This is a genomic window from Thalassospira sp. MCCC 1A01148, assembly GCF_001613795.1.
In the GTDB taxonomy this organism is placed as follows: Bacteria; Pseudomonadota; Alphaproteobacteria; order Rhodospirillales; family Thalassospiraceae; genus Thalassospira.
The window spans coordinates 95,592-113,148 of the sequence record NZ_LPVZ01000001.1 but is presented as its reverse complement, the minus strand read 5'-3'; the positions used below and the strand labels follow the sequence as shown (position 1 = coordinate 113,148).

Here is a 17,557-nt window from a genome sequence, read left to right as displayed (position 1 = left end):
TTATTTAGTGAGAGTACAGATTGCCCGATCCCCTTGCCGAAATGATCGCACTGCTTCAACCAAGTGCCCGCCATTCGAAGCAGGTCGATGCATCCGGTGCGTGGCGCGTCCAACGCAGCGAAGTTGGCAACGCCTTTTACTGCTTGGTCCTTGCCGGAAGCTGTTTTCTCGATGTCGACGGGCATGACCCGATTAATCTTGAGGACGGGGATTTTGTGCTTGTTCCGGCAGCCTACAATTTTGCAATGTCGAGCAACAATCCACACGCCCCCGTCGGCCTGGAGACCGAACCGGTTGTTCAAGCAAACGCAACTGTTCGGCTGGGACAAACCGATTGCGCACCAGACGTCCGGCTCCTGATCGGTTACTGCCAGTTTGGTGCACCGGATGCTGAATTACTGGTTTCCTTGTTGCCGGACTTTTTTGTCGTGCGCAAAGAACGACGCCTTGAAAACATTGCCAAACTGGTGCGCGAAGAAGCACTGGCTGCGCGCCCGGCACGCGATGTTGTTCTTGATCATCTGCTACAGGTATTGCTGATTGAAACTTTGCGTTCGGCCGGTGAAACCAGTGACAGCAAAGGGCTGGTAAAAGGGCTTTCAGACCCGAAAATCGCCCGCGCCCTGCGTCAAATCCACGCAGCACCACAAACCGTCTGGACGGTTGCTGATCTTGCGCGGGCAGCAGGAATGTCGCGTTCCGCCTTCTTTACAAAATTCAATCGCAAGCTGGGTCTGGCACCCATGGAATATATTTTGAACTGGCGGATATCACTTGCCAAATCCATGCTGCGACAGCGCGAATACAACCTTGCGGAAATTGCCGAAAAAGTCGGGTATGGATCAACCAGCGCGTTTAGCGTGGCCTTTTCGCGCAAGGTAGGGCAACCGCCTGCCCGCTATGCCCACCAACAGCTCGAACAGGCCAACCACCTGCCAAACTCCTGATAGATGCGCTCTAGGCGTCGTCGTCATCAAGCGAACCGTCAATCACCGAATAATCCGGCGGCGGGGCCTGGCGGAACTTTTCCGGATCACCCTTGCGCTTTTCACGGGTCCGAGAAATCCAGCCGCCATACTGTCCTTCGGGCTTTGGTTCGGTCGGGCCACCAGCGCGCACCGGGCGCGGCGCAAACCGGCCGAGATTGATCAGGCGGTCATACATCACGATATTGGCGGCAATCGCCACATTGACACAGAAGCTCATCGGGATCTTGATGATGAAATCGCATTTTTCCTGCATTTCATCAGACAGGTTTCCGCGTTCCGGGCCAAGAATATAGGCGGCCTGCGACGGATGCTTGAAGCTTGGCAGCTCAATCGCATCGGGGGTCAGTTCAATGCCAACCAAGCGGCACCCCGATGGCAGCAACATGTTGTCGTGATCCGGGAAATGGTAATAGGGCATCTGTTCGCCCGACTTTGACGTGTCGGTAATGTTGGAGCGTTCCTGTCGAAACGCTGCATCCACCGTAAACGCAAAGCTTGCGCCAAAGGCGTGGGCGGAACGAAACAGGGTGCCCACATTCAAAGGCTTGCTTGCCCCTTCAATTCCAATCCCGAAATAGCCGCGCATATCTTCCTCCGTACCGCACAACACAGCCCGCCGATACGGGCCGGTGCGAAAACAACTCCATGAACAGAAACTGTAGGGGCTATACCCCCACAGGCCCCATAAGGCAAGCACACCACTGGCAATGCTGTGTCCCGCCGGGCCAAACAAGCTGGAACAAGAATGCGGCTGTTTCGTTGAATCATACAAAGGGCACAACATCCCTTGATCGAGCAAACCTCAAACCAAAGCAGGAGACAATCATGAATTGGGACCAAATCGAAGGACGTTGGAAACAGCTTACCGGTGACATTAAAAAACAATGGGGTCGCCTGACCGACGATGATGTCGATGCCATTGATGGCCAGCAAGACAAACTGGTCGGCCGGATTCAGGAAGCTTATGGCATTGAACGCGAAGAAGCTGACCGTCAGGTCCGCGAATGGTTCAATCGCCTCTAACCGACAAGGTTTAGACCACAAACGGCCATAAACGATTTTGTTTCGCGCGCAGCACGATCCCCCACTTGATTGCTGCGCGCGAAACTGCTTTTTATGGCGCTGAAATCCTGTTTTTCCGGTTATAGGCCCATCATCATGCCCATCAAATCGCCTTGCATTGGCACCTGTGTGCTCGACCCGAAAGCGGGCCATTGTATGGGGTGTTATCGCACCGGTGATGAAATCGGCGCCTGGATGAGTATGAGCGACGGTGCCAAAAAGCGCGTTATCGCCAGCGCGCAAAAGCGCAAGGCCAACACTCCCGCCAAGTCCAGTCAAGACTGATCCCCTGCCGGTGCTTCTTCTTTCAACCACTTGCCCGACCTGATTGCGGCAATTAGTTTGCCATAAGACAAAGAAGGAACCGGGAATGTCAGAAAGCACAGCTTCTGCAACATCACTGCGTCATTTGATGCGCGCTGCAAACCACGCGACCCTGGCAACAATTGCAATTGGCCACAAGCAGGTCGAAGACGGCTGGCCCGTCACCTCGATGGTGGTTCCGGCCATTTACATCGACGGCACCCCGCTGTTGCTGATTTCCGAACTGGCAGATCACACCCGTCACATTCTGGCCGACGACCGGGTTTCCCTTTTGTTTACCCCGCCGCCAACTTTGGCAGACGGGGCTGCGATGATTGAAACGGATACGGCACGTCTGACCGTATTTGGGCGTGCTGTGCGTGATGATGCCCCGGCAATTCGCGCGTGCTATCTGCGCGCCAATCCGGATGCTGCCCAGTATGCCGACTTTGCCGATTTCGGGTTCTATCGGGTTTCTGTCGATGCAGCCTACTGGGTTGGCGGATTTGGCAAACAACGCCGCCTGCCTGGCGATAAACTGATCCTGCCGGACTGTCAGGCACTGACTGACGGGCATGACGATATCGTTGCCCATATGAATGCTGATCATCTTGATGCACTTTGCGACATCGTCGGGCATTTCAGCAACGCCGACCCGAACACGGGATGGAAGATGCATGCGATTGATTGCGACGGCATGGTTTTGACCGCCAAGACAGGCAATCCCGACATGCTCAGAATCGACTTCCCCGCACCGATCCGGACTCCGGGTGACGCACGCGATATTTTGGTCGAAATGTGCAAAAAATCACGCGCATAAATCGGACTATTTGCATTCCGAACATTAAACCCGCGACCCTGAAAAGGTAATTTTCGCAAACGCAAAAACGCTTACGTTTTCCTAGGTATTAGGCAAAAGGAGCGGTTGCTTTTAAGACACCTTTGTAACAATATGTCTCAACGCAATGAATTACCCACAATTTGTTGTGTGGAATAGGACATTAACCCCCAGCTCTTTTAATTCCCACCAGGAGAGATTCGTGCTGCAATCAGGACCCGTTGTCAGCCGTGTAGGCCTTGAAACTCATGGCCTCAAAAACCTTGGCGCCGTTCACTGGAACCTCGACGCTGCCGGCCTTTATGAACATGCGATCCGTCGCAACGAAGGTAAAATCGCCAAAGGCGGTGCCTTTGTCGCCCTGACCGGCGAACATACCGGCCGTTCCCCGCTGGATCGCTTCATCGTCGAAGAAGAAAGCACCAAGGCAGATATTGACTGGGGCGATGTAAACCGCCCGGTCAGCCCGGACGTATTTGAGCGCCTGTATCAGAAAGTGCGCGCATATTTCCAGGGCACCGAGCTGTTCGTTCAGGATTGCTTTGCCGGTTCCGATCCGCGTTTCCGCCTGCCGGTACGTGTGATCAACGAAAATGCATGGCATAACCTTTTTGCGCGGAACATGTTTATCCAGCCGCAAAAAGAGGAACTGCGCGACTTCTCGCCAGAATTCACCATTCTTCATGCACCGGGCCTTCAGGCGGATCCGGAAGTCGACGGCACCCGCTCCGACGTCTTCGTGATGGTCAGCTTCGAACGCAAAATGGTTATCATTGGCGGCACTTGGTATGCCGGTGAAATGAAGAAGTCGATCTTCTCGGTTCTTAACCACATCCTGCCGGCCAAGGGCGTCATGCCGATGCATTGCTCGGCCAATATGGGCAAGGACGGCGACACCGCCATCTTCTTTGGCCTGTCGGGCACGGGTAAAACCACCCTTTCTGCCGATGCGTCGCGCACCCTGATCGGTGATGACGAACATGGCTGGGGCGAAGATGGCGTGTTTAACTTCGAAGGCGGCTGCTATGCGAAAGTCATCAAGCTTTCCAAAGAAGCCGAACCGGAAATTCATGCCACGACCGAGCGTTTCGGAACCGTGCTTGAAAACGTTGTGATGAACAAGCAGTCGCGCGAGCTTGATCTCGACGATGCCCGTCACACCGAAAACACCCGCTCTTCCTATCCGATCGAATTCATTCCGAATGCATCGGAAGACGGCCGTGGCAACCATCCGAAAAACATCATCATGCTGACCTGTGATGCGTTCGGGGTTCTGCCCCCGATTGCAAAACTGTCCTCGGCACAGGCGATGTATCACTTCCTGTCGGGCTATACCGCAAAAGTTGCCGGTACCGAAAAAGGTGTCAAGGAACCGACTGCGGCCTTCTCTGCCTGCTTTGGTGCGCCGTTCATGCCGCGTCATCCGTCGGTCTATGCCAAGCTGCTTGGCGAAATGATGGAAAAGCACGAAGCCAATTGCTGGCTTGTCAACACCGGCTGGTCCGGTGGCGGCTATGGCGTTGGTTCGCGCATGAAGATCGCTTACACCCGTGGTCTGCTGAATGCAGCACTGAATGGTGATCTCGAAAATGCCGAATTCGCAACCGACCCGTTCTTCGGTCTGGAATATCCGACGGCGTGCGGCAACATTCCGGCAGACGTGCTTAACCCGCGCGAAAGCTGGAAGGACAAAGCCGCCTATGACAAGGCCGCAGCAAACCTGACTGGCCTGTTCGAAAAGAACTTCGCGAAGTTCGAAGAACATGTTGACGACGGTGTACGCGCCGCTGCAATTCGCAGCAGTGCCGAAGTAAAAGCCGCCGAATAATATCAGGCGTCAATCTGCAAAAAGGCCGGTGCTTGTCACCGGCCTTTTTCTTTGGCCCCGGTGCCACCGTTTGATTGCGGTGCGAGATTCCGTTCGCACAATTGGCGATAAACCTGTTAGTATTTTGATCTCGCTATAGAATTTGGAACAATTAAAGCGTAGTCGAGATGAAAAGGGCTGCTTCTATCCCATACCTTTTCTCGCGTCGCCTTCTGGCCGACGTGGACGTAGTATTGCGCCTTTCGCTTTTCCCGGCCTGTCTTGCACTGTTCCTGTATTTCTATGGGGCAGCGCCGGTCGCTGCGCAAAATACACTGATCTCTCCGCCCGGCAATCAAGACACCGTTACGCTTGCCTGTAATCCGTTTCCGCCATCCAAAATCGGCGAGGATCCAGCCAAGCCAGGCTATGATGTCGAGATTTTGCGTGCTGCCTTTGCCACACGTAACATTACCCTGATTACACCGTTCTATCCGTGGCGGCGGGCGTATTTCATGGCCAACAGCGGTCAGGTTGATGGACTGTGTTCATGCAGCTACCTGCCCGAACGTGAAGATGAGTTTTTCTATTCCAATTTGCTGGGACATGTCCGGGTGGCATTCTATGCCGTCGGAACCAACAACCTGAAAACGCTTGAGGAAATCAAGGACGCCCAGGACATGACCGTTGGCATCGTCAACGGCTATAGCCTTGAGGCATCCGCACGTGACGCCGGACTGGATGTGCTGCTGGTCAACAGTGAAGCCACACTGATTGATATGTTGCTTTCACGCCGGCTGGACGTGGCCCTGAGTTACAAGGCCCCCATGGATCACGAATTGCGCAATCCAGACCGGCAGCTTCCCGGAATCAAGTCTATTCAAGACAAGATAATTTCCAACAATCCCTATTATTCCTGCATTTCGCGCAATGCTAAAAATCCAGCAGCACTGCTTAACGAACTCAATACCGGCCTGACCACCATTCGTGAGAATGGATTGTTTGACAGCATCCTCGCAAAGTACGGGGTGACCCGCAAAGACGGCCCGCCACTACAAGACTGATCACACCCGGTCCAGACCTTGGGCATTAACCAAAAACGCTTGCGCCCGTGGCCCCAAACAATCCAAAGCCCGGCTTCAACCCTGTGCGTCACCCCCGTGCGTCAACGTCGGGCAGCTGCATCGCGCCAGTAAAGTGTGATATCGGCTTCGGGCTTTCCGAAAAGATACCCTTGGGCATAATCAAACCCGGCCTTGGTAACCAGCTCGCGCATCTTGTCGGTTTCGATCATTTCAGCGACCACTTCGACATTGATCTCGTGGCATAACTCGACCAGTGACCGCAGGAACGCCAATCCCTTGGCTGTCTTGGTCGATTGGCGGATCGATTCACCATCAATCTTCACATAATCAATATCCATCGCACTCAGATAGCGGAAGTTCGACGCGCCAGTGCCGAAATCATCCAGACAGATTTCAACACCGAACTCTCGGAAACGGCTTATCCACTTCGCCGCGGTATCGATGTCGTTGATTTCGGCTGTTTCAGTAACCTCAAGCATCAATTGACCAAGGGCGTCGCGATTCCGTTCAAAAAGCGCGATCACAGACCGGCAGAAATCCGGGTTTTCAATTGAATGACCGGAAATATTCACGGCAACCCGAACTGTAATACCCTCATCAAGTTGTGATCTGATCCATTTGATGTTTCTGCGCAACATCGCCAGATCAAGACGGTGGACCATATTGACCTGTTCGGCAAAGGTAATCAGCTGTTCAGTCGGGATCAGATTGCCGTCATCATCATAGAACCGCACCAGAACCTCGAAATGGTGGATCTCGGCTGTCGGCAGGCGCACGATCGGCTGATAGACCGTATCGAACTTCAGTTGATCGACCCGCATGCCGAAATCCTGCATCGCGGAAAAAGTGTTGTTGACCAGATTGTCGGCCTGCCCCATCAACCGCGAGAAGGTAAAACTGTGTTCCTGACGGTCACAGAATCGCCGGATCGAGTACAAAACACCCCGCGCCAGATCGCCAGGTGGAATAATCTCTGTTGTAAAATCGGTCACTGTCGAACTGACATCGACACCCACCCCTGCCGGATCGGCATCACGAATGCATTCCCCGATCCGTTTTTCAAGATCGCCAATCGGCACATCGGCGCGATGCAACATGCCAAATTGTTCAGTCCCCAGTCGCCCGGCCGTGTCGCCCGCGACCGAATGGGCACGCAAAAAGGCACCGACGCTGGCCATCATTTCAGCCTGTTCGATCTGTTTCATCCGCGCGCATAGCGGATCAAACGCATTCAGGGTCATCAGGGTAAATTTGTGCTCGATCCCGGTTTCACGGCGCGCCATCAACCGTTCCGTGACGACCTTTGACAGGCTTTCCTCATCCAGAAGCCCCGTGGCGTTGTCGCGCTGAAGGGTGGCGGCAATATCGGGTGACAGCGCATTGATCGTCACACGCAATGCGACAAAGAAATGATCGCCAAGATCCGGCAGGAAATAGCCGCTCATGGAAACGGGCGGGCTTAACAATTCGCCTTGCTGGTTAAACCGCACCTGAATGTTATCCATCCGCCCGCGTCGACGTGCGACCTGCAACATTTCGGTTACCAGTGGCCTGAACTGCTTTGACAAAAACCCGGTAAACGGTTTGCCCGCCAGGTCCTGTGGTTGCTGACCAAGAATGCCGTCTGATGCGCCAGAGGCAAAAACAATCTTCAGATCGCCGTCCAGCTCAAGAAGAAGGTCCCCCCAGACAAAGGCCAAAGCCGCAAAACGGTTTCTTTCATTTCGAAGTTCGGTTGTCCGAGCTTTTATAAGTTTATCCAACGCACCCTCTCACACTGCCTGGATCTAAAGACAATTTCCCCTTCCCCCGAACACGGAAACCGTCCTGATTTTCTTTGTGTCTTTTGCCAATCATCAACCGATCCTGATTAACAATGGTTTTACAAAAAGCCGAAAACCTCTTCAGACAAACAAGACCGGTCAAACCGGACGCACGATTTCACGCACCAACGTCCCGGACATCGGACCGGCCAAAAGCACTCTATATGTTTGGTCTTGCGGGAAAATTTAAACCCCTGCGGCCATATCTCGGCGTGGCACATACCCACCGACGCAATGTCAGAATGCATGAACACGTCAATGAGTGATCCTGATGGTTTGCAAGACCGTAAGGATCGCTTACAAATGTCGGCGCCCTGACCCGTCATCGACCTATGCATACTGTGGAAGGCCCCGTTCATGACCACCGCCCCGAAACGCACATCCGCACTGCCCCGCCTTAATGATGACAGCGTGCTGATCTTTGATCTCGACAACACGCTTTATCCGGCGGCCTGCAATCTGTTTTCGCAGGTTTCTGATCTGATTGGACAGTATGTCCGCGATGCGCTGAAGCTTGAAGCCAGCGAAGCCTATCGGGTGCAAAAGGACTATTTCCATCGCTATGGCACCACCTTACGCGGCCTGATGAGCGAACATGAAGTTGATCCGGCTGATTATCTGGCCAAGGTCCATGACATTGATCTGTCGGTGGTGTCACCGGCACCGGATTTGGCAACTGCACTTGATGATCTTCCGGGCCGAAAACTGATCTTTACCAATGCATCGCGTGGCCATGCCGAACGGGTGATGGACCGCTTGGGCATTTCAGATCATTTCGAAACCATCTTTGACATTGTCGATGCCAATTATATCCCCAAGCCAAAGCAGGAACCCTATGACCGGCTTTTGGCGCGCGATGGCATTGATCCGACCCGGGCTGTCTATTTCGAAGACATGGCCAAAAACCTGCTGCCTGCCAAGGATATGGGTATGACGACCGTCTGGGTGCATACCGATATCGAATGGGCACAGGATGGGCGCGATGATCCGCGCATTGATCATGAAACGGATGATCTTGTCGACTTCTTGCGTGGATTGTCCAAAGGCGCCTGACGCGGATGCCCCTGGCGGATCAAATTGCCGACTTGGCCGATTTGTCATCGTTCCAGGATTGAGCTTGGCCTTCTGATCGTTTATTTCTATCGCGCCCATTGGACGGGATAGACGGGCAAAACAGGGATCAGGAACGGAAATCTGCCTTAAACAGGCATTTCTACGTAAACTGGCGGAGTTGACTTCAAGGTCGGCTTTGACCATTCTCCGCCGACGCAATTTTGGCTGACCGCAAGGACCTTCGAAACATGAACAAGACAGAGCTTGAAGGCGTGATCAACGTCGCCTGGGAAAACCGCGACGAAATCAATTCCGCCACCCAGGGCGAAATCCGCAAAGCTGTTGAACAATCGCTTCGCGCGATGGATTCCGGCGAACTGCGCGTTGCCGAAAAGGTTGATGGCAAATGGGTCGTCAATCAGTGGGCGAAAAAGGCAGTTCTGCTGTCGTTCCGCCTCAATGACATGACCACCATCGCAGGCGGTCCGGGCGAAAACACCAACTGGTGGGACAAGGTCCCGTCCAAGTTCGAAGGTTGGGGCGATGCCCAATTCAAGGAAGCCGGTTTCCGCGCGGTCCCAGGCAGCATCGTGCGCCGCTCGGCCTATGTCGCACCGGGCACCGTTTTGATGCCGTCCTTTGTGAACCTGGGCGCCTATGTTGATACCGGCGTCATGGTCGACACCTGGGCGACTGTTGGTTCCTGCGCACAGATCGGCAAGAACGTTCACCTGTCGGGTGGTGCGGGTATCGGTGGCGTGCTTGAGCCGCTTCAGGCCGGTCCGGTCATCATCGAAGACAATGCTTTCATCGGGGCGCGTTCGGAAATCGTTGAAGGTGTGATTGTCGAAGAAGGTGCTGTCATTTCGATGGGTGTCTTCATCGGCGCATCGACCAAAATCATCGACCGCACCACCGGCGAGACCTTTGTCGGTCGCGTTCCGGCATATTCCGTGGTCGTTCCGGGCAGCATTCCGGGCAAGCCGCTTCCCGATGGCACCCCGGGGCCGAGCCTGTATTGCGCGGTCATCATCAAACGTGTTGATGAAAAGACCCGCTCGAAAACCTCGATCAACGAACTGCTGCGCGACTGATCTGCGACACGCAATGTGATCATGATATAAGGGGCGAAACGGATGGCTGTTTCGCCCCTTAATGTATATTTGTTCCTGATATGTTTCACATGAAACATATAAAATAGGCTAAAATTCCTATTACTGCCTAACACCCAAAGACCAAGAGAGTGCCAATGTCGACCGCCCTTGAACTTGCACAATCCCTGATCCGCTGCCCGTCGGTAACACCTGCCGATGAAGGCGCGCTTGATGTGTTGCAAAAGGCGCTTGAGGCACGCGGCTTTGATTGCACGCGCAAGGTCTTTGACGGTGATGGCAGTGACGCGATCGACAACCTTTATGCCCGTCTTGGGACCAAGGGCCGCAATTTCTGTTTTGCCGGGCATACGGATGTCGTCCCGGCTGGCGATGCTGGCGCATGGACGGTTGATCCGTTCGGTGGCGAAGTCAAAGACGGCCGTCTGTTTGGCCGGGGTGCGGTTGATATGAAAACCGGTATCGCCTGCTTTGTTGGCGGCGTTGACGCCTTTCTTGCTGCCAATCCGGATTTTGATGAAAGCATCTCGTTCCTGATCACCGGTGACGAAGAAGCCGACGCGATCAACGGCACGGTCAAGCTGGTCGAATGGTGTGATCAGCAGGGCGAAAAATTTGACGCCTGTCTGGTGGGCGAACCGACCAACCCGAAATATCTGGGCGAGATGATGAAGGTTGGCCGCCGTGGCTCCATCACCGGCTGGCTGACGGTTTATGGCGCACAGGGCCACGTCGCCTATCCGCATCTGGCGGACAATCCGGTTCCGCGCATGATCAAGACGCTGGATGTGCTTAATTCGCGTGAACTTGATCAGGGCACCGATCATTTCCAGCCCAGCAATCTTGAAATCACCACCGTCGATGCGGGCAATACCGCAACCAATGTGGTGCCCGCCAAGGTCAGCGCCGCGTTCAACATCCGCTTTAACGATCAGCACAAGGGTGCGGATCTTAAAAAATGGATTGAGGATGTCTGTGCCGAGCATGCCGGTGCGCACGATCTCAGGGTCAAGATTTCTGGCGAGGCGTTCCTGTCCACGCCGGGCAAACTCGCAAGCCTGATTGCCGATGCTTCGGAAAAGGTTACCGGCAAACGCCCGGAAATGAGCACGACGGGCGGCACATCCGATGCGCGCTTCATTCAGAAATACACCGAGGTCGCTGAATTCGGTCTGGTCGGGCAAAGCATGCACAAGGTCGATGAACACGCCATGGTCGATGACATCGAAAACCTTGTGAAGATCTATGCGGAAATCCTGTCAGGTTTCTACGACTGATCAGCCGGTCTTGAGACCGGCTTCTTTTGGCAGTCGGTCCCGCGATTGCACGATCGTATCGCGCGTGGACGCCAGAATATCGTCGGCAGTGTCATCATCGACCGCACGACCCAGCACAACCGCACCAACCATCATCGCCAGCATTGATGTGGCTTCCCGGCGATAGCCGTCGGGGACATCCGGCAGCACGGACTCGCCGTCAACCGGCACCGGTTTATCCATACCCGGAACGCCATCCTCCTTTGCCAGCTTCCAGGCGAGCTTGCCTGATGCCTGTTCAATCAGCTTTGAAAACGCTGCCCGTGCCAGGTCACCGGAACGCGATACCTCTGTCGATAATGTCGGCAAAGCACATCCAAGGTCGGGATTATCAATATGCACCCGCGACAGATAAAGTTCCGCAAAGGATGTCACCCAGTCGTCGCCGGATAACTCTGCCTTGCGCAATTTCGCCAACACGGGTGACGATAAAAGCGACATGCCGTTTTCCACACAGGCGACAAACAGATCTTCCTTGTTTTTGAAATGCGCATAGAACCCGCCACGTGTCAGCCCGGCAGCCGCCATGACCTGATCAATCGTGACATTTTCAAACCCGTGCTTTTTGAACAACGCGCTGGCCGCATTAACGATGCGGATACGGGTTTTCGGTTTGTGGGACGGGCTATAGGGCATTTCAATCTCCACCGCGTGTTCGGGCATCCGGCCCTGGACAGAATGCAATCATGACACATCATAATAATATGTTCTTGAACATATTATGGCCGACGTAATGCTGTGGGCAAGCTCACCTAGCAAAAAGGGACCTTGCCATGTCGGTCGTGACAATCATCGGAATGCCGCGCAGCAATCTTACACGCACTGTTCGTATTGCCTGTCTGGAAAAGGAAATCGCCTTTGAATTCAGCACCAAAAATGTCCAGACCCCGGGACATCCGCCAACGCCCGAACTGTTGCGCAGCAATCCGTTTGGCAAGGTACCGGTCCTGAATGACGGCCCCTTTGTGCTGTATGAAACCGCCGCGATCTGTCGTTATGTCGATGACCGGTTTCCGGGCCCGCTGCTTCGTCCTGTAAGTGCGCAAAAAGTGGCGCGGATGAACCAGTGGATCAGCCTTGCCATGACACGGCTTGATCAGAACATCATCCGTAATTTCGTCATTCCGATGGTTCTAACCGACGATGCCAAGCGCCATGATCCGGGATTTGCCATCCAGATGAACCGGATGGCCGATATCATCCGTCATAATCTTTCTGTCCTTGATCCGGCTTACGCAGATGGCTGGATATGCGGTGATCGCTTTACCATCCCGGACATGATGATCATGCCAATGATCCATTACCTGAACGCCATGCCCGGCGGGCCGGAAATGCTGACCGACGCGCCCAATGTCGAAGATGCCTTTATGCGCTTCAGGGCACGGGGTTCTGCGGCACAAACCGATCCTCTTTTGCCCGAAAAACTTTTGAAATCTGCCTGACCGCCACCCTGACGTTTCCCCTTAATTACGTCAGGGTACTTAGCCACCACAGACAGGGATAATAATCCCCCGATCCCCAACCCCATGGGCAATAGCCTGTTTGTGGTGGCTTCTTTTCAGTCTTATGGCGTCCAGGTGATCGGTACATAGCCCGGAAGTGCTGCTATCCGGTCAAGCCAAGCGCGAATGCCGGGATAAGGTGCAAGGCTGATTTTGCCAAGCTCGGCCCGGTGCGTGTAGGCATATAGCGAAATGTCCGCAATGCTGAGCGCCTCACCCACCAGCCAGTTGTGACCCGACAACCGCTTTTCCATCAGCTCAAGCGCACGTTTCGCCCCGGCCTGTTTCATCGGCTCCAGGATATCGGCATTGTCAGGCAATCCTTTGATCTCGTGCCAGGAAATCAGAACAGCCACGTTGGGCTCATGATCATATTGCTCAAAGAATAGCCAACTCATCATCTCGGCCCGTTCATAAGCGTCCCGGGGGATAAAGTTGGTTCCTTCGGCCAGATAGGTCAGAATGGCGTTGCTTTCGGCCAATGTCCGACCGTCATCCAGCACAAGGGTCGGGATCTTGCCGTGCGGGTTGATCTTTTCAAGATACTCCGGCGTGCGGGTTTCGCCCTTCATGATGTCGCGTTCAACATATTCAAACGGTTGACCCAGAATCGAAAGCAGCAAACGGACCTTATAGCCGTTCCCCGACATCAAATAATCGTTCAAAATCATCGTGATATTCCTTGTGGCACATGCGTTAAAGCATTCACTGAAAACTGCATTGGCCGGCCGGGTTTGATATTTGCCGCTGGATCGCATTCCGACAATCGAATAGTTTTGATCCAATTGTTCAAGATTCTTGATCAAACTTTCTGATCAAAGGGACGCCATATGGATTCCGACCTGTTACGAAGTTTCGTGGCCTTTGCCGAATGCGGCAGTTTCAATCGTGCAGCCGACCGTATCGGGCGCACACCATCGGCCTTTTCCATGCAGATGAAGCGCCTTGAAGAACTGGTTGATAACAAACTGTTCGAACGTGACGGTCGCAATGTCCAACTGACCCATGAAGGCATTACCTTTGTCGGCTATGCACGCCGCATTCTGTCGCTGCAAGACGAAGCCATGGGCAAGTTACGCGCCCAGGATGCCAGCCGCCCGATCCGTATTGGCTGCCCTGATGATTACGCGCAAAAGATCCTGCCCGTTGTCTTGCGGGCCATCAGCACGGCCTATCCGAATGCGCGGTTCTTTGTATCGGTTAACCCGACGATCCTTTTGCGCCGAATGCTTGATCAGGGCGAACTTGACCTGTCGATCATCAGTCGGTCCGAAAAGGGCGAAGAAGGATATTTCCTGCGTCACGAGCCCGGTGTCTGGGCATCTTCACCGCTGCACAAGCAACACAAGCTCGATCCACTGCCACTGGTTTTGCCTGCTGAGGATTGCAAGTTTCATGCGTGGGCAATTGATGCATTTTCCAAATCCAATCGGCCTTTCACGCTGTATGCCACCTCGCGTCAGGCGGCGTCACTTTTGCATCTGGTGCGCAACGGGCTGGGTGTTGCTGCCCTTGCGGCGGCCAGTGTCTCCGACGAGTTTAAGATTTTGGATTCCCGTGACGGTTTCCCGCCGCTGCCCGCGGTTGGTGTGGCCGTCATGCTGGCCGAGGATTCCCATCCACTGGTGAGCCGCCAACTGGCCGGTGCCATTCAGGAATATGTTGCCCATCATCTTGATGATGACTTGACCAGACCGGTCGCAAGCTGATTGGATGCGCGCCCTGATCGCTTACCCCCATTTTGGATAAAATGACCCGCATGACGACCAAGCCACGCCTGAACATCTGCACCACCTGCACGGCCTCAAACGCCGAGGCATCAACAAATCCGCGGCATGGCCAGACATTGTTCAAACGCATGCAAGAAATCTGTGCCAAGCGCGAACTGCCGTTCGAGCTCAAGGCAGTTGAATGTCTGACCAATTGCAATTCTGGCTGCTCGGTCGCGCTGAACGGATCGGGAAAGTGGGGATATGTTTACGGCAATGTCGATCCAGACAGCATGATTGATGATCTGTGTGAACTGGCGTCAAAATATGCCGAAAGTGAAAAGGGCATCGTTGCCTGGCGGGAACGTCCCGACGCTTTGCGGCGCAATGTCATTGCCCGTATTCCGCCTCTGGACTAGGGGCTATCCGGCAAGGCCCGCCCGAAATTGCTGCCACAATCTTTCCACCTCGCCGGTGGCACGCAGCTCGGATACCAGCTGATTGAACCGCTCAAGCGGAATGGCCGAACCCTCCGAGAGCACCGACACCAGATCATAGGTTGCATCGGGCTGATCGGCGATCACAAGACTATTGCGCAAACCGGGAATCTCGCCGAATTGCGCGGCCAAAAAGCCTGCGGATACGATACCGATCGGTGCTTCTCCGGCCAACAATCCTGCAAGAACTTCTTTTTCGTTATAGCGCAGCAAGACATCGAAATTCTGACGCAGATACGCCGGATCTGCGTTGAAATCGGCAAACCCGTAATGGAAACCCAGCACGCAAAGCATCGGATAGCTGGCGATATCGGAAAACAGTGCTTCGGCATTTCCGCGATCAGCCAGCGCGACATAGAGATCCTCTTCCTGAACGATCGGGCCAGAGAACCGGACATCATAGTTTTCCCAGTCCCATTTCGAGCTTTCAAGCAGGACAAGATCGACCTCGCCATCGACCACGGCCTGATAGCGCCGTCGCGATGACGTTTCGGAAAGCTCAAACGCGTACTCATCCTGAAAATCATTCAGAAGATCAATCAGGCTCGGCGCCATGCCGCGGGGTTCACCATCCTGATAAAAATAGACAACCCCATATTCATAGGCGCCGACCTTGACCGGTATCGGTTCATGGGCTTTGGCAACCATCCCCCCGGAAAGAACCAGAAGCATGCCCAAGACAAAGCCGCTCAACGCCGCATTACGTGCCAAACGCATAGGTATCAAAATGCTCCCCCGAAACTTGCTGACGAACGGCAAAGGCATGCCCACCATCAAAACGGTGAAAAAAGACGCTTTGGATACTATATGCGTCCCGCGCACCAATTTTCCAGAAGGAAGCGCGCAATTGAAATCGGGCGGGGTAAATTAATGTCCTTTTCAGGAAGGTTTTGCACATCATCGCGATGCACCCACATCGCAAATTCTATTTCTTCGTCATCAAGAACAAGGTCTGTGGTTTCGGCCTCCGCCACAAACCCCAGCATAAGCGAGCCCGGAAACGGCCAGGGTTGCGACGCCACATACTCCGGACGCTTGATCTTGATCCCGACTTCCTCGAACACCTCACGCGCCACGGCTTGTTCAAGGCTCTCGCCCGGCTCCACAAAACCCGCCAGCACAGACACCATACCGGGCAGGAATTGGGGAGAGCGCGCCAGCAACACATGATCCTGATGGTGAATCAGCATGATTACCGCCGGATCGGTCCGCGGGAAATGGGGCTTGCCACAAACCGGATTGGTGCATTGCAGGCGATAGCCCGCCTCGACCACCGCGTTGGGATACCCGCAGGCGCCGCAGAATTTATGCCCCTGATGCCAGTGAAAGATGGCGCGCGCCTGCGCAGCAAGGGCGGCCTCGTCAACGGACAGGCACGCCATGCGGGTGCGCATGTCGCCAAAACCACCACCCAGCTTGCGCACGGCCTCTTCACGATCTGAAACCACCGGGGCAATATCCACCGCGATCACTGGCCCGCCAACATCGCGGCCAAGGTAAATCCACTCCCCGCCATACAGATCGACATCAAGATGCGGCACCGCCGGGGCACCCAGTACCACAAGCTCGTGGGCATCCATGTCTTCGGGCCAGGCAAAAAGTGGATCACCCGCATGACAAATCAGGATGCGCAGCGACTCCTCGGCCAACAGAAGCTGTTGCCAGTTCTCAGATTTTCGAAGGCTCGCATCACGATCAAGATCAGCGGCTTCGAAGAATTGCCTTGTCATGACCCCTGGTGCTCCTTCTTTCAAAAACTCGGCTGCAGCGACCGATTTACCTATCGGCCAAAATTTGGCTCAGACTTTAAAGCTGCGCGCATAAAAGACAACTGCGATCTCCCCGATCAACGTTCCGACCGCAGGCAAAGCCATGCCAATTTCCTTCACATCCATGACGGGGCCTCGTCGTTTTCCCTGCTAATCACAGCACATAGAAAGGAAAACAATCATGCTTTCAAAACTCACAGCCTATGGCGCATTCATCATTGGTGCGCTGTCCGTGCAGGTTACCTTTGAAAACCCGGCCCATGCAGATGTGGATATTTATCATGGTGTCGGCCTGAGCAACGCCAACACCGGGCGGGCCAATCTTTCAAATGGTGAATTTACCTATCGCGGTGGCGGTGTTTCAAACTTCGACGCAGACAACATTGGCAACAATAACAACAAGCCATGCCTGTTCCGTTTTACCGCCGTCGTGGACGGTGACCCGGTGGTCGATGAAACCTATGACCTTTCCGGACCTGACGGCTATCAGGTTGAATATGATAATGATCCGGTAGGACACTGGAACATTCTGTTGCCTGCCAATACGGCGGCAAATGCGGCGCGCAACGCGCTTTCGAGCTGGGCGCGCGACAATCGCGACGGCCGGGTATCAAACGGCACCCGCGATGCGGACCCTGCATGCAACTGATGACGTGCGCGCAGCACTAAAATTCCGAATGCCCCCTTGCGTT

19 protein-coding genes are annotated in these 17,557 nt (G+C 54.3%); 13 read left to right on the top strand and 6 right to left on the bottom strand.

The genetic code is table 11. The annotated features are described in order from the left end of the window. Positions 1-20 precede the first annotated feature (20 nt). Entirely contained in the window at positions 21-947 is a 927-nt protein-coding gene (locus tag AUQ43_RS00530; protein ID WP_062953675.1) for an AraC family transcriptional regulator, read from the top strand. Positions 948-957: 10 nt separating this feature from the next. On the opposite strand, the gene AUQ43_RS00525 is transcribed toward AUQ43_RS00530, so the two are convergent. Continuing rightward, the gene (locus tag AUQ43_RS00525) at positions 958-1,575 is read right to left on the bottom strand and encodes an RNA methyltransferase (protein WP_062953674.1); all 618 of its coding nucleotides are present in this window, start codon (positions 1,573-1,575) and stop codon (positions 958-960) included. A gap of 239 nt (positions 1,576-1,814) precedes the next feature. Between AUQ43_RS00525 and AUQ43_RS00520 the strand changes: the two genes are divergently transcribed. The 5 genes from AUQ43_RS00520 (at position 1,815) to AUQ43_RS00500 (ending at position 6,063) form a co-directional block, all read left to right on the top strand. Beyond that, a complete protein-coding gene (locus AUQ43_RS00520) occupies positions 1,815-2,012 on the top strand; it encodes a CsbD family protein (protein WP_062953673.1) in 198 nt (65 codons plus the stop codon). Between the two features lie 93 nt (positions 2,013-2,105). Continuing rightward, complete coding sequence (locus tag AUQ43_RS00515) at positions 2,106-2,336, top strand: DUF1289 domain-containing protein (RefSeq protein ID WP_232310542.1); 231 nt, start codon at positions 2,106-2,108, stop codon at positions 2,334-2,336. Between the two features lie 85 nt (positions 2,337-2,421). Next, complete coding sequence (locus tag AUQ43_RS00510; RefSeq protein WP_062953672.1) at positions 2,422-3,174, top strand: HugZ family protein; 753 nt, start codon at positions 2,422-2,424, stop codon at positions 3,172-3,174. 220 nt (positions 3,175-3,394) lie between these two features. Then, complete coding sequence (locus AUQ43_RS00505; protein ID WP_062953671.1) at positions 3,395-5,020, top strand: phosphoenolpyruvate carboxykinase; 1,626 nt, start codon at positions 3,395-3,397, stop codon at positions 5,018-5,020. Between the two features lie 167 nt (positions 5,021-5,187). Next, on the top strand, positions 5,188-6,063 hold the full coding sequence (locus tag AUQ43_RS00500; protein WP_084271925.1) for an ABC transporter substrate-binding protein: 876 nt from the start codon (positions 5,188-5,190) through the stop codon (positions 6,061-6,063). Positions 6,064-6,164: 101 nt separating this feature from the next. On the opposite strand, the gene AUQ43_RS00495 is transcribed toward AUQ43_RS00500, so the two are convergent. Next, positions 6,165-7,847, bottom strand: coding sequence for an EAL domain-containing protein (locus AUQ43_RS00495; protein ID WP_062953669.1), 1,683 nt, complete (start codon positions 7,845-7,847; stop codon positions 6,165-6,167). Positions 7,848-8,264: 417 nt separating this feature from the next. On the opposite strand from AUQ43_RS00495, the gene AUQ43_RS00490 reads away from it, so the two are divergent. The 3 genes from AUQ43_RS00490 (at position 8,265) to dapE (ending at position 11,349) form a co-directional block, all read left to right on the top strand. Continuing rightward, positions 8,265-8,960 (top strand): pyrimidine 5'-nucleotidase, encoded by a 696-nt coding sequence (locus AUQ43_RS00490; protein ID WP_062953668.1) that lies wholly within the window; start codon positions 8,265-8,267, stop codon positions 8,958-8,960. A 248-nt stretch (positions 8,961-9,208) separates the two neighbouring features. After that, a complete protein-coding gene (gene dapD / locus AUQ43_RS00485; protein ID WP_062953667.1) occupies positions 9,209-10,054 on the top strand; it encodes a 2,3,4,5-tetrahydropyridine-2,6-dicarboxylate N-succinyltransferase in 846 nt (281 codons plus the stop codon). Between the two features lie 155 nt (positions 10,055-10,209). Further along, positions 10,210-11,349, top strand: coding sequence for a succinyl-diaminopimelate desuccinylase (gene dapE / locus AUQ43_RS00480; protein ID WP_062953666.1), 1,140 nt, complete (start codon positions 10,210-10,212; stop codon positions 11,347-11,349). Here dapE and AUQ43_RS00475 read toward each other — a convergent pair whose 3' ends face one another. Continuing rightward, positions 11,350-12,072 carry a TetR/AcrR family transcriptional regulator gene (locus AUQ43_RS00475; protein WP_232310541.1) on the bottom strand — a complete coding sequence of 241 codons (723 nt, stop codon included), beginning with the start codon at positions 12,070-12,072 and terminating at the stop codon, positions 11,350-11,352. A gap of 89 nt (positions 12,073-12,161) precedes the next feature. On the opposite strand from AUQ43_RS00475, the gene AUQ43_RS00470 reads away from it, so the two are divergent. Then, positions 12,162-12,830, top strand: a complete 669-nt coding sequence (locus tag AUQ43_RS00470) for a glutathione S-transferase family protein (RefSeq protein ID WP_062953665.1) — start codon at positions 12,162-12,164, stop codon at positions 12,828-12,830. 122 nt (positions 12,831-12,952) lie between these two features. Here AUQ43_RS00470 and AUQ43_RS00465 read toward each other — a convergent pair whose 3' ends face one another. Beyond that, positions 12,953-13,561 (bottom strand): glutathione S-transferase family protein, encoded by a 609-nt coding sequence (locus AUQ43_RS00465; protein ID WP_062953718.1) that lies wholly within the window; start codon positions 13,559-13,561, stop codon positions 12,953-12,955. 159 nt (positions 13,562-13,720) lie between these two features. On the opposite strand from AUQ43_RS00465, the gene AUQ43_RS00460 reads away from it, so the two are divergent. Together AUQ43_RS00460 and AUQ43_RS00455 are read left to right on the top strand one after the other, a co-directional pair. Then, positions 13,721-14,599 (top strand): LysR family transcriptional regulator, encoded by an 879-nt coding sequence (locus AUQ43_RS00460; RefSeq protein ID WP_062953664.1) that lies wholly within the window; start codon positions 13,721-13,723, stop codon positions 14,597-14,599. 50 nt (positions 14,600-14,649) lie between these two features. Next, positions 14,650-15,018, top strand: coding sequence for a DUF1636 domain-containing protein (locus tag AUQ43_RS00455; protein ID WP_232310540.1), 369 nt, complete (start codon positions 14,650-14,652; stop codon positions 15,016-15,018). 3 nt (positions 15,019-15,021) lie between these two features. Here the strand turns inward: AUQ43_RS00455 and AUQ43_RS00450 are convergent, their stop codons facing one another. Then, the gene (locus tag AUQ43_RS00450) at positions 15,022-15,813 is read right to left on the bottom strand and encodes an ABC transporter substrate-binding protein (RefSeq protein ID WP_062953662.1); all 792 of its coding nucleotides are present in this window, start codon (positions 15,811-15,813) and stop codon (positions 15,022-15,024) included. A gap of 86 nt (positions 15,814-15,899) precedes the next feature. Further along, positions 15,900-16,826 carry an NAD(+) diphosphatase gene (nudC, locus tag AUQ43_RS00445; RefSeq protein ID WP_062953661.1) on the bottom strand — a complete coding sequence of 309 codons (927 nt, stop codon included), beginning with the start codon at positions 16,824-16,826 and terminating at the stop codon, positions 15,900-15,902. A 220-nt stretch (positions 16,827-17,046) separates the two neighbouring features. Here nudC and AUQ43_RS00440 point away from each other — a divergent pair, with 220 nt between their 5' ends. After that, entirely contained in the window at positions 17,047-17,514 is a 468-nt protein-coding gene (locus AUQ43_RS00440) for a hypothetical protein (RefSeq protein ID WP_062953660.1), read from the top strand. The last annotated feature ends 43 nt before the right edge of the window (positions 17,515-17,557 follow it).